This is a genomic window from Enterococcus mundtii, from assembly GCF_002947535.1.
Lineage (GTDB): Bacteria > Bacillota > Bacilli > Lactobacillales > Enterococcaceae > Enterococcus_B > Enterococcus_B mundtii_B.
On the sequence record NZ_PUAP01000017.1, the window covers coordinates 85,959 to 98,740 of the forward strand.

The 12,782-nt window shown below is 42.0% G+C and carries 15 protein-coding genes; all 15 read right to left on the reverse strand.

Annotation, left to right across the window (positions count from 1 at the left end):
• Window positions 1-6: 6 nt before the first annotated feature.
• Window positions 7-1,149 carry an ethanolamine utilization protein EutH gene (gene eutH / locus CUS89_RS05120; RefSeq protein WP_104871307.1) on the reverse strand — a complete coding sequence of 381 codons (1,143 nt, stop codon included), beginning with the start codon at window positions 1,147-1,149 and terminating at the stop codon, window positions 7-9.
• 12 nt (window positions 1,150-1,161) lie between these two features.
• Entirely contained in the window at window positions 1,162-1,422 is a 261-nt protein-coding gene (locus tag CUS89_RS05125; protein ID WP_010734681.1) for a EutN/CcmL family microcompartment protein, read from the reverse strand.
• Between the two features lie 13 nt (window positions 1,423-1,435).
• Window positions 1,436-2,044 (reverse strand): hypothetical protein, encoded by a 609-nt coding sequence (locus CUS89_RS05130; protein ID WP_104871308.1) that lies wholly within the window; start codon window positions 2,042-2,044, stop codon window positions 1,436-1,438.
• 12 nt (window positions 2,045-2,056) lie between these two features.
• Window positions 2,057-2,689: an ethanolamine utilization phosphate acetyltransferase EutD gene (gene eutD, locus CUS89_RS05135; protein ID WP_104871309.1), complete on the reverse strand. Its 633-nt coding sequence runs from the start codon at window positions 2,687-2,689 to the stop codon at window positions 2,057-2,059.
• Window positions 2,690-2,692: 3 nt separating this feature from the next.
• A complete protein-coding gene (locus CUS89_RS05140; protein ID WP_104871310.1) occupies window positions 2,693-3,268 on the reverse strand; it encodes a hypothetical protein in 576 nt (191 codons plus the stop codon).
• A 247-nt stretch (window positions 3,269-3,515) separates the two neighbouring features.
• Entirely contained in the window at window positions 3,516-3,800 is a 285-nt protein-coding gene (locus CUS89_RS05145; RefSeq protein WP_010734677.1) for a BMC domain-containing protein, read from the reverse strand.
• A 50-nt stretch (window positions 3,801-3,850) separates the two neighbouring features.
• Complete coding sequence (locus CUS89_RS05150; RefSeq protein ID WP_104871311.1) at window positions 3,851-5,326, reverse strand: acetaldehyde dehydrogenase (acetylating); 1,476 nt, start codon at window positions 5,324-5,326, stop codon at window positions 3,851-3,853.
• Window positions 5,316-5,855 carry a BMC domain-containing protein gene (locus tag CUS89_RS05155; protein ID WP_104871312.1) on the reverse strand — a complete coding sequence of 180 codons (540 nt, stop codon included), beginning with the start codon at window positions 5,853-5,855 and terminating at the stop codon, window positions 5,316-5,318. Before CUS89_RS05155 ends, CUS89_RS05150 begins: the two co-directional genes overlap by 11 nt.
• Before the next feature lie 13 nt (window positions 5,856-5,868).
• Window positions 5,869-6,522 carry an ethanolamine utilization microcompartment protein EutL gene (gene eutL, locus CUS89_RS05160; RefSeq protein WP_010734672.1) on the reverse strand — a complete coding sequence of 218 codons (654 nt, stop codon included), beginning with the start codon at window positions 6,520-6,522 and terminating at the stop codon, window positions 5,869-5,871.
• A gap of 14 nt (window positions 6,523-6,536) precedes the next feature.
• Window positions 6,537-7,454: an ethanolamine ammonia-lyase subunit EutC gene (gene eutC / locus CUS89_RS05165; protein ID WP_104871313.1), complete on the reverse strand. Its 918-nt coding sequence runs from the start codon at window positions 7,452-7,454 to the stop codon at window positions 6,537-6,539.
• 17 nt (window positions 7,455-7,471) lie between these two features.
• Window positions 7,472-8,836: an ethanolamine ammonia-lyase subunit EutB gene (locus CUS89_RS05170; RefSeq protein WP_104871314.1), complete on the reverse strand. Its 1,365-nt coding sequence runs from the start codon at window positions 8,834-8,836 to the stop codon at window positions 7,472-7,474.
• 16 nt (window positions 8,837-8,852) lie between these two features.
• The gene (gene eutA / locus CUS89_RS05175) at window positions 8,853-10,277 is read right to left on the reverse strand and encodes an ethanolamine ammonia-lyase reactivating factor EutA (protein WP_104871315.1); all 1,425 of its coding nucleotides are present in this window, start codon (window positions 10,275-10,277) and stop codon (window positions 8,853-8,855) included.
• 82 nt (window positions 10,278-10,359) lie between these two features.
• Window positions 10,360-11,787 carry a sensor histidine kinase gene (locus tag CUS89_RS05180; protein ID WP_104871316.1) on the reverse strand — a complete coding sequence of 476 codons (1,428 nt, stop codon included), beginning with the start codon at window positions 11,785-11,787 and terminating at the stop codon, window positions 10,360-10,362.
• Window positions 11,787-12,359 carry an ANTAR domain-containing response regulator gene (locus CUS89_RS05185; protein ID WP_104775882.1) on the reverse strand — a complete coding sequence of 191 codons (573 nt, stop codon included), beginning with the start codon at window positions 12,357-12,359 and terminating at the stop codon, window positions 11,787-11,789. The genes CUS89_RS05180 and CUS89_RS05185 overlap by 1 nt, the downstream gene beginning before the upstream one ends.
• Window positions 12,360-12,385: 26 nt before the next feature.
• Window positions 12,386-12,733 carry an ethanolamine utilization microcompartment protein EutS gene (gene eutS, locus CUS89_RS05190; RefSeq protein WP_104871317.1) on the reverse strand — a complete coding sequence of 116 codons (348 nt, stop codon included), beginning with the start codon at window positions 12,731-12,733 and terminating at the stop codon, window positions 12,386-12,388.
• Window positions 12,734-12,782: the final 49 nt, after the last annotated feature.

A 12,782-nucleotide genomic window follows, 5' to 3' on the forward strand; every position in this document is an offset into this window, starting at 1 on the left:
ACGCTCCTATTCTACGATCGTTTGCTCTTGTTTCGTTGTTGTTTGCTCAGTTGCAGTTACTTCTTTTTCTTTTCCTAATAAACGATTCGCCATGAATACTGCAACAAAGATCGCAGTGATCCCACCAACGATTTTCCCAACCATCATTGGGAAAATCATTTCTTTCGCCACACCCGCAGTAAAACCTAAATGGTCACCTAAAATAAATGAAGCCGATACTGCAAATGCCACGTTGATGATTTTTCCACGACGGTCCATATCTTTTAACATTTGGAACATTGGGATATTGTTTGCTAATGTAGCCACCATGCCGGCAGCTGCAATTTCATTCATACCTAAAACTTTTCCTAATTTCATCAACGGTTTATTGAACACTCGCGTGATGACTGCTACTAAACAGAATGCGCCAGCCAATGTCAACGCAATGTCACCCACTACTTCGATACCTTCTGTCACCGGAGCAATCCCTGGAATCAATGTGATGTCAACTAATTGTTGGATCGCACCAATGACCAAGCCAGCAATTGCGACGATCACTACGCCTTTACCAAAGACATTGAACCCTTTGATCATTCCTTGTGGCGCTAACCATAGACCTACAATGATCAAAGCGGCAACGATCACGATCGGCAATAAGTTTGGTAAGATCATACTCATTGGCATACCAGCGACTAAGCCACCTGCTAACAAACCTAATGGAATCGTAATGATCCCGCTCAGCACACCTGTTGCTAAGTATTGTTGATCTTCTTTTTCAATGATCCCTAAGGCAACAGGGATCGTGAACACTAAAGTTGGTCCCATCATTGCGCCTAATATCGCACCGGCAAACAAGCCAGCTTGTGGATCATGTGCCATTTGTTGTGCTAAGGCGAAGCCACCCATATCGTTGGCTAACAAAGTCGTCGCAAACATCGAAGGATCTGCTCCTAAGAATTCATATACAGGTACAACGATTGGGCTAAGAACTGTTGCAAGAACAGGTGCTAATGTGATGATCCCGACCATTGACAAAGCTAATGAACCCATTGCCATCAAGCCTTCTTCAAATTGTTCCCCTAAACCTAATTTGTTCCCGATACATTTATCGATCCCGCCGATAACCATAAAAAGAACCATGATATACATAATGATTTCATTGATACTCATCGTAAATCTCCTTTATTCTTCAATTGAATCAATCACACCGACAATCATTGCATCAATGGGTGTATCTGGATCACCAGCTGAAATTCTGGCTGCTTGTCCTTTGCTGATCAATACCTTGTCACCAACTCCGGCGCCGGCATTGTCTGCTGCGACAATAAACCCGATTTTTGTTTCTTTCTCGTCTAGTACATCGACCATCAGTAGTTTCCAACCATTTAGTTTTTCATCTTTTCTGGTCGACCATAGACTTCCAGTCACTTCACCTAATAGCATCTGTGATCCCTCCTCATTTGAATAAACGATTTCTTAGCGCATACTCTTCTGCTAAGGGTGTCAATCGTTCCTGATCCATTAAATCTATTCCATTCGTTTGTTGTAGTCGCTGGATCAATTGCTTCTCTGTGACATACTTTCGTTTTGGTAACTCATTTGCTAACACTTTTTTTCGGCAAGCCGTTAAAAATGAGTCATAGCTTGCATTTTCTTCTTCGAAAAAATACATCCCATAGCGTTGGCATTGCACTGTTGATTCAGCGATTTTCTTTTTCAGATGGTACTTCATTTTGTTTGGACTGTTCGCTGACTCTGTTTGCAGAACCAATACGGGCTTTCCTGCGAACAGAAAAGAAAGGATACTCGTCGTTTTTTGATCAGTCGGTAGCAACTGAGCAATCGCGGCCAATTGAGGAAAACTGACATGTTGGACGACTAAGCCATCGCTTTTCGTTGGATCTTGCGTTTCTACCCAATCGACCATCGATCGTTCAGCGAATAACGTTTTAGGATAACTTGCTTTTTCGTCCATCCATGCTAACTGATAGTCAGCTGTGGGCAATCTGGTCATCAGCATTTCTGTGACTTGCTGAATGACTTTTTCAATCTCCGTTACCTTCACGAAATCCCCTCCCTATTTACAAATGTAACCACGATCTCCTTTGTTCAAGCCACAAGCATTTGCTTCATCGTAATCAATGTGCATATACGTCGCAAAATCTGGACTGACACGGACAACCACATCATCAAAGATCAGCGGACGACTTGCTTCCACACGTACTTTTACCGTTTGGCCATTCACTACTTGGTTTTTGTCTGCATCTTCTGGTATCATATGGACATGGCGCTTTGCCACGATCAACCCTTTATCTAATTGAACAGCTGACTCACCGTTCATCAAGACCACACTTGGTGTTCCTTCGATTTTGCCACTTTCTCTGACAGGCACGCGACTGCCTAAAATACGTGTATCCGTCATGGATACTTCGACTTGTGACTCCGCTCGTTCCGGGCCTAAAATAACCACATTTTGGAATAAGCCTTTGGGACCTGCGACAGTGATCCGTTCTTTACAAACATATTGACCAGGTTGAGACAATTCTTTGACTTTGGTCAATTGGTAACCTGGACCAAATAATGCGTCGATATCTTTGCGACTCAAATGCACGTGTCTTCCTGAAGCTTCTACTTCGAAAGAATTTTGTTGTGACTGGATACGTTGTACCACTTCATTGATAATTTCATTTAAATGATCCAATCGGTTCATCTCCTACTCATTTTTCGACAGTTGAATCACACGTTGCAATTCTTCTGCCCATAACATAAAAATAGCTAAATCTGTCGGAAATTCTTCTAACAATTGACTGATTTTATCTATTTGATACTCGATCTCATTGATTGAATAGCGCAAGGTTCTTTTTTGCAAGGAGGAACGATACATCATCCCTGAAAGTCGTTTTGGATGAGTTGAGAGCTTTTCCCCATCAAATCGACTAAAGCTTGCTAACCAATCTTGCTGATACTCTAAATACAACCAACCTTCGGCATAAATATCGATTTCTTCCAATAAATGAAAGAATAATAGATTTTTTAGTTTTTTTATTTCTAAACAGATCGTTCGTTGCGCGCTGGACATCAACGATTCTTGTTCAAACATAGGTTGCTTAGGTTTCTCCATTGGAGAAGAAACGAGATTTTCTCGCATAAGCGGAATATGATGCTCGCGTAAATAGCTAGAAGCTGCGGGAGTCAAAAGACAATCCTTTGGCACAACGAAAGTAATTCCTGTTTGTATTTCTTTCTTCCGAAACATGTGCCGTAACTGGTCTTCTGTAATCACACTCATAGGACGCTCTCCTTTCTCCAATGGATTATTTCCAAGCATTGATCTCGTCTTGGAAACAAGCCTATAACAATGATGTCCACTTTACTTCCAAAACATAGATAAACGGCGTTCCAGAAGCAACTCCTTAAAAAACAAGGGCGAAAAGCCAAAAATATGAGAAAATATTTTCGGCTTTTCGCCCTTATTTCTCGGAGCTGAACCCTTCTGTCACAACCTCTTGTTTCATTTTAGATGTCTATGACGATGATTATTCAGCAACTTTTGGTAAAATCGCATCTACTTCAGTATGTGGGCGTGGGATCACATGTACAGATAATAATTCGCCAACACGTTCAGCAGCTGCTGCCCCTGCATCTGTCGCTGCTTTTACAGCGCCAACATCACCACGAACCATGATTGTTACTAAACCGCCACCTACTTGTTCTTTGCCGATCAATGTTACGTTTGCTGCTTTCACCATTGCATCTGCTGCTTCAACAGCACCTACTAATCCACGAGTTTCGATCATTCCTAAAGCGTTTGTACTTGACATTATAATTTCCTCCTATTGTGTATGTGTTTTCAATTAATATATATTACATATTATTGTAATCGAGCTAATACTTGGGCAACGAGTGTATCGATCAACTCTTCTTTTTTGCCCTCTTGGTTCGTTGTTACTTGGGTTGGTGTTTGATCCCCAGCGCCAAATTCTTGGCGGATGTCTGCTAGATCAGTGACACCGTAAGCGACACGACGAACGTTGAAGAGATTTTCTACTCCGATATTGTCAGATGTAGAACTTCCACCAACGGCTCCACAGCCTAGTGTCAAAGCTGGTACTAAGCCAGTTGAAGCCCCGATTCCTCCTAATGAACCTGCGGTGTTGATCAACAGACGAGAAACTGGTTTTCTTAAGCCGAATTCACGGACGACTTCTTTGTTTTCAGTATGGATACACATCGTGTGTCCTGCACCTTCACCTTTTAAGATCTCTACCGATAGATCACAAGCTTCTTGCCAGTTTTCTACCGTGTAAAAAGCGATGATCGGTGCTAATTTTTCTCTTGAGAATGGATATTTGATGCCAACGTTGCTTTCTTCTGCCACGATCAGACGGCGATCAAATGGAATATTCAATCCAACTAATGAAGCGATATGACGAACCGAACGTCCAACGATTTGTGGGTTCATCGTGCCGTTAGGTCGTAAGATAAAGCGAGATAATTTATCTGCTTCGTCTGGACTCAAGAAGTAAGCACCTTGTTTGATCAATTCAGCTTTGACTGCTTCACGATTGACTTTTTCCACGATGATGGACTGTTCAGATGCACAGATCGTTCCATTATCAAATGTTTTAGAATCCATGATCCGTTTCACCGCCATTGGGATCAATGCGCTACGTTCAATATATGCTGGACCATTTCCTGGACCTACGCCGATCGCCGGTGTTCCTGAAGAATATGCAGCTTTGACCATCGCATTGCCACCAGTGGCTAAGATCAAGTTTGTATCTTTGTGGGTCATCAATTCTTTTGTTGCTTGCATCGTGGGTGTCGTGATCACTGAAACACTCTCTTTTGGTCCGCCCGCAGATTCGATCGCTGAACGAATGATCTCCACTGTCGCTTGGATCGATTGTAATGCGTTTGGATGTGGGGAGAAGACGATGCTATTCGCAGCTTTCAATGCGATCAAGGCTTTGTAGATCACTGTTGAAGTTGGGTTTGTCGATGGGATCAACCCAGCAACTACGCCAACAGGTACGGCAATCTCCGTTACCTTTTTCTGTGGGTCTTCATTGATGACACCCACTGTTTTCGTATGTTTGAATTCTTCATAAACGATTTTTGAAGCAAAAGCATTTTTGATGATTTTGTCTTCATAGATGCCGAAGCCAGTTTCTTCATTCGCCATTTTTGCTAGGCGTTCACGTTGTGAAAATGTAGCGTCTGAAACGGCTTTGACGATTTGATCAATTTGCGTTTGCGAAAATGTTTCTAACACTTTTTGCGCATTCTTTGCAGCTTCGATCAAATCTCGGGTTTCTTGGATCGAGCGTAAATCTTTATCCACGATGGGTCACTCCTTTAATTTCTGCCATGATCGCCTCTACTAATGATTGTTTGCTTGCAGATTTGATTTCTGATGGTTTTAATTGTTTCACATTCAATTTGTAAGCTTCTTTTCGTAACTCTGCGACACGTTTTGCTTGTAACTCTGCACGACGATCGTTTGTTTCACTGATCTGCGTGGCTTCAACCTTCGTTTCGATTTTCGTCGGCTCGGCTGGTTCTTCTAAACGATCAGGTGTTACTTCAGTGACACGTTCTTCTGTTTTCGGTTGTTGAAAAAGGATTTGCGTCTGCTCATCGACACGTGAGATCACATGATGTGAGATCAGACAGTTCAATTCCTTCGCTACGACGACCCCTGCATCGACTGCTGCATTCACAGCAGCAACATCACCACTTAGTTGAACAGTTGTTAGTCCACCTTTGATGATCTCCGCATTCAACAAGGTCACATCTGCGGATTTTAACGCAGCATCGCTGACACTGACAGCGCCTAAAAATCCGCGAACTTCGATCATTCCAATCGCATTCATTCGTGACACTCCCTTAGTAGCTCAACGGATTTTCTGCAATCCGTTGAACGACCTGTTCAAAAGCTGTACAAGCTGCTTTACATGCTGATTGACTACCCGTTAAAAGCGCCCCACCAAAGTTTGTTTCAGATGGCGGTCCAAAGAAACTACAGATCTCAACATCCGCCGCTTTCAATGCTGCATCTAGTGCAACCATCGCTTCTAAAGGTGGCGCGATCAAGTAAGCAATTGCTTCGCCTTCACGAATGTTCGCTTCTTTTGATAAGTATCTTCCAGAACGAGAAACCACATGGGCAAAGTACACGATGCTGTCATCGTCATTTGCACTGATAAAGCTTGCTTCTTGTTCAATGACTTGTGTCACGACAGATAGTCCACTTGTGATCTCAGCCGGACTTGGTCCAGCAATGATCCCGATCACTTCACCCGCAAGTTTCGTAGAGGCATTCGCTGCTCCTGCGTACATACTTTTCGCATAGACAACTTCTACTTCTGCCGCCTTTGTTGCTTCATCTAAAGCCACATAAGTCACATCATCACAATCTGATGTCACGATACCTAATGAGCGCATCCCTGGTGTCAAACCAAATTGCTCCGCTAATGCAGCATCTACATTAGGAATGACTTGAACACTTAAGACGTTTGCGCCTAAACGATCATTTTTCATTGATGTTTCTCCTCCTATTCGGCTTCTTTCAACTCAATACCAGATTTTTTCTTATCTAACATTTTCTTGATCAATTCAGCAATATATGCGCCGGCCTCAACTGCTGGTGTTCCACCTTTATGGATGTTTGAGATCACTGTACGACGAGCTTCTGGCATTCCGACAGTTGGACGGTAAGCAACATACGCACTCATCGATTCTGCTGTTACAAGTCCAGGACGTTCGCCAACTAATAGACATACTACTTCTGCATCAGTGATTTCGCCGATTTGATCCATTGATGGTACACGACAATATTTGACGAATACGACTTGATCAAAATCTAAGCCATACATTTTCAACCCTTGTTTGATTGCTGGTAGTACTTCTTTGATATTTGCTCCGATAGCCGCAGAACTTAATCCATCCCCAACAACGATCTGCACTTTAGCTTTTGCTGTCGTTTGTTGTTTGATTTTTGTGCTATTTTCTTCGTCAAATTGACGACCAAAATCTGGACGAGTCAAGTATTCGTCTTTTGTTTTACAAATTGTTTGTGTTGAAATGAAGCCCATTTCCTCAACCAATTGCGGATCAACATCAGAGAATACGGCATCTTGTGCTGCTGCATGGTCCGCACGGAAACGTAAGGTAGAATCAGTCATATAGCGAGTGCCTGTACGTCCCACTCCGATACGAGCAGGTGTAAATGCCTTCATACGCAAGTATCCTGTTTCGTCTTTAGCATTTTTGACTAAAAGCTGTTTACGTAGATCCACCTCTGTGATGTCGTCGATCATGCCTTCTTCTACTACCGGCATGGTTGTTGTCATCGTATTGGTTGTTGTGGCTGGTGTTTTTGGTAGTTCTGTTGATTGTTCTGTTGGTTTTTCACCGGCTACCATCTCACTTAGCATGGAAGTGATCATTTCTTTCAATTGTTGTTCGTTCATTTTTTCTTGCACCCCACTTATTTGATAAATACTGAAGCATCGCCGGCTAAGCTTGTTAATTTTCCATTTTCCATCAAGCCCATTTTCTCCATCCAACCTTCAAATTCTTTGATTGGACGTAAACCGAACAATTCACGGACTGTCGCTGTTTCATGGAAACCTGTCGTTTGGTAGTTCAACATCACATCATCCCCATGAGGAATACCCATGATATACGTACAACCAGCTGATGTTAGTAACACAGATAAGTTTTCCATATCGTTTTGATCTGCTTTCATGTGGTTTGTATAACATACGTCACAACCCATTGATAAACCTGTTAGTTTACCCATGAAGTGATCTTCTAAACCTGCACGAATGACTTGCTTTGAATCATACAAGTATTCTGGTCCAATAAAGCCGACAACAGTATTCACAAGGAATGGATCAAATTTCTTCGCTAAGCCATAGCAACGTGCTTCCATCGTTACTTGGTCTGCACCAAAATGAGCTTCAGATGATAACTCAGAACCTTGACCAGTTTCAAAATACATCACGTTCGGGCCAGCTGCTTGACCACTGCTCAATGCTAATGCTTGCGCTTCAGCTAACATGTCCGCATTCAAACCAAACGCAGTGTTGCCTTTTTCTGATCCAGCAATGGATTGGAAAACTAAACCAGTCGGTGCACCTTGACGCATAGCTTCCATCTGCGTCGTCACATGAGCCAAGACACAAGTTTGTGTTGGAATCTCCCATTCGCTGCGAAATTCTTCAAATTTATCTAAACAACGTTTCACGCTTTCTGTCGAATCATCCACTGGATTCAATCCAATCAATGCATCGCCGGCTCCGTAAGATAATCCTTCCATCACAGAAGCCATGATCCCGTCTACGTCATCTGTTGGATGATTTGGTTGCAGACGATTGGAGAAAGTACCTGCGCGACCGATTGTTGTGTTGGCTGTTTTTTCAATGTGGATCTTTTTTGCGCCCACGATCAAGTCCATATTTGACATCAATTTGCAGACTGCCGCAATCATTTCCGCAGTCAATCCACGAGAGATATATTTGATTTCAAAATCTCCTGTTTTGTCTGAAAGGATATATTCTCTTAATTCTGCAACTGTCCAATGTTTGATCATGCCGAAAATACGCATGTTGACTTGGTCGATGATGATACGTGTGACTTCATCTTCATCATAATCAACCACTGGATTGTTGAATAAATCGTTTAAAGTCAGATGAGATAACACGACTTTTGCTGCTACTCGTTCTTCCGCAGAAGTTGCTGCCACACCCGCTAATTTATCTCCTGATTTTTCTTCATTTGCTTTAGCCAACACTTCTTTGACTGAAGAAAACTGATAGGTTTTGCCAAATAATTTTGTTTTTAAAATCATTTTTCTTGTCGCTCCCTTAATTAAATACTAATGTTTTGACAACTACCGGTAACACTGCACCTTCGGCAACAGGTTGACCAATATCGATATAATCCCCATTTTCTACTTTGACGGAATCAATGCAGATGAACGGATAATTCCCCGGTAAATACGCATGTAATGCATGACCTAATGCTTTTGCCATGTCCTCGTCCACCATGATGACGAGTGGGATATTTTCATTGATCAAGGCAGATAACCCTCGAACGATGCCTTCGCCATATCGTTGGACGTCCGCAAACGTCGGGTTCACGATCCCCTTCATCGCTAAAGCGATTTGCGGTGTTTCTTCCAAGCGATGCCAAGCCAGCTTTTCATTGATACGCTCACTCATTGCTTCCGCAGGCAAGGACTCATCTTCTTGGGAAACTTTCAAGATCGGAATATTTTTGATTGGCAGGATCTGCTCATGATAAGCGATCGTACTGCCACTAATATCAGCGGTATGCGAACCTGCACCGACCACCGTTGCCCGAATCGTTTCATTACTTTGTAAGACTTCTTTTTCAGCGAATATTTGCGATTTGCGTAAAGCCGTACCTAATAACAGACCGATATCCCCATACTTGAACATATCTGTCACTTCTTCGATCAAGCAATCCGCTACACCACCAGAAAAAGTGACGATTGGTAGTTCGCCATCTAGTCGTAATCCTCGGTTCGTAATGAATAACTCATAAAATGGACTTCGTTCTCCGATACCCACACTATTCGCCAAAACTTTTACTAACTCATCGATCACTGGTTGGATGGCGGGAACAGAAGCTTTTGTTCCAACTTTCAACGGTAATCTCAACTGCTCAATCATTTCTGTGATCTTTGGTGAAATATACGAAATATTCCCTGCATGATCGACCTTGATCAACCGACCACCGATATCAAAACAGGCGGTATCATCGATTTCCCCATCGGTGAAGACGACTAAGTTACTCGTGCCACCGCCGATATCGATGTTGACGACCGAAGCATGACGCTTTGTCGAATACTCTTGCGCGCCTGCTCCTTTTCCGGCAATGATACTTTCAAGATCTGGGCCAGCTGTTGCGACCACAAAATCTCCAGCAAAGCCACTCAGTGCTTGTAATACTTTGCTCGCATTGGCTTTACGAGCTGTTTCACCAGTGATGATCACCGCACCCATTTGGATTTGCTGCTTTTCAATCCCTGCTTGTTGATATTGTCGGGAAACAAACGCTTTGATTGCTTCATCATCAATCATTGTCTGATTGATCAAAGGAGTGAAGATGATCTCACTACGGTAGATCACTTCCTTATCTGAGATCGTGATCCGCGGAACAGAAAACGCAGAGGCGAAATTTTCGATCGTCAACTCAGATAAAACAAGCTGAGTCGTCGAGGTACCTAAATCGATCCCTACAGTAAAAATTTTTTCTTTTGCCATCTTTTTTCTCCTTTCTGCAAACAAAAAATGCTTAAAGACAGCCTAGAATCTCTTCTACGCATCTTTAAGCATCGTTGCTTTTTCACCGAACAACATCTTTGGTGTTCTGTTCAAAATAGAAACAAGTTTTTGTTCCTTTATTGGATGATTCAATTTTTACTTTTCCTTTTAGCTTATCTTTGATATAGCTATTCACGATCATCAAACCTAAACTGGTCTCTTTGTTTCGATTGACATCATAGCCATTGCCATCATCTGTGACAGTGATCGTGATGACTTTATTTTCAATTTCCCCGCTAACTTCAACTACGCCATTTTGGTCTGCCTCAAAGGCATGATCAAAAATATTTTGCAATAACTCGTTAACGACTAAGGAGATGGAAACCATTTGGTCACTAGAAACAGTGATCGTCGGATCAACCGTTAGATTCAATCGCACTTTTTCCGGATTGAAAATATGCCGGAAATTGTACATCACTGCCTCAAGCATTTGTCGCAAGGAAACATTATCTTCCACTTGCTTCGACAATAATTCATGTGTCATCGCGATCGCCATGATCCGGTTCACACTTTCTTTTAGTACTTTACTAGCCTCTTTGCTAGTGGTACGGCGTGCTTGGATCCTCAATAACGAAACGACGGACTGTAAATTATTTTTGACACGGTGATGGATCTCGCGGATCGCCACCGATTTTGAGACGATTTCATCTTCTTTCTTTTTCACTTCTGTATTATCTTGAATAATCATTGCTACTCTCGATCCTGCATCAATCCAAACTTTTCGAATATTAAAGTAATAATTTAAATACGCTGTCTCTAATTCGATCAACCGATTTTCGGTCTGATCATTCATCTGATAAAGAACATATTCGAACGTTGTATAATCAAGAGAGAGATTGTCATAGTGCAAATCATTGATCATTTCACGATAGCCTAATTTCCGATACAATTCTTTTGCACGTTGATTTGCTAAGACCAGATTTCCTGTGGTCGTATCAAAAATCAAGACCGCTTCGGCTAACTGGTCCATGATTAGAGGATCAAATGTCGATTCGATCGCTATTGTTCCTTGCTCGTTTGACTGTAGTTCTTGTCGTTCAACTGCCCCAATCGGTTGCTCGACTCCCTCTTCTACGATGATCACACCAATTGTTCGTTGTTCATTGCGAATCGGAAAAATGTTTTGCTTGATCAAGCGATTCTCTTGCGTGACTGCTAACAAACCAATACTATTCAAGCTTGTTTCCATTGTCCGTAAGACGCCTGGTTCATTTTTTAATAACGCTTCTTTTCCGACAACTTCATGTTTATATAATGAGGGGATATGTTTTGGCTTCTTATGATAGACAACTAATGCTTCTTTCGTCATTTCATTAAAGACATCGATGAACACATCTGCCATCTCATAATGCTTAGACTCTGCTAAATAAGCACTTGTCCGACAAAGTTCTTGAATATCTGACTGGGTTAAGTTGGTATAACGCTGACATAATGTATTGATCCGTTCCATTATTCATCATCCATAATAATCAATTCTGCGATTTCACTCATCCGTGCGCGTTTGTTCATACTTAATGTGCGCAACATCTGATAAGCTTCTTCTTCAGAAATATTATTTTCTTTTGCTAAGATCCCTTTCGCCTTCTCCACAACTTTTCGTTCTTCCAGTTTCAACTGTAGTTTGTCGATCTGCTGTAGCAAGTTTTGGGTTTCTTTTCCTCTAGCGATCCCCATTTCAATGGTTGGGATCAATGATTTTGCATCTAATGGTTTTACCAGATAACCGATTGCTCCTAATTTCTTCGCTTTCTCCGTATTCTCATGATCACTGTAAGCAGAAAGAAATACGATACTCCCTGCTAACTGATCTTGGATGATTTTTTTACCGGATTTTAGACCATCTAAAATCGGCATTTGGATATCCATCAATACGAGATCCGGCTTAGTCTCTTTACAAACTTCGATTGCTTCAAATCCATCTGCGGCTTCCCCAACAACTTCATAACCAGCTTCCAGTAGAATATCTCGAGTGTCCAATCGTGTGATTGGTTCATCGTCTACTATCACAATTCTGCCCTTCATATTCAATACGCTTTGTCTCCCCCGAACTAAGTTCTTGTAATTTCACACGTCACAGAGAATTGCAAAATCTGTTTGAGTCCATCCAATACAGCATGTAATGCTGCTTCAACAGAACTCACGTCGCCAGAAATAACTACTGAACCAGAGAAACGATCGATAAAACCAATGGTAATGTCGCCACTTTTCGTTGCAATATCCACAGCGATGATTGCGGCTTCACTTGGCGTGATCGTCAAAATCCCTAACGCATTGCTTGTGCCTGTCGGTAATCCTAATTTTGTATAGACTTCCTTGTCGGGACTCGCAATGATGTGGGCTAAAGTGACTTGTTTTCCTGGGACGTATTCTTGGATCATTCGTTGTTTTTCTTCCAAACAAGACTCGCTCCTTCATTTTAAGCAATAAAAAATCCTCAATAATAAG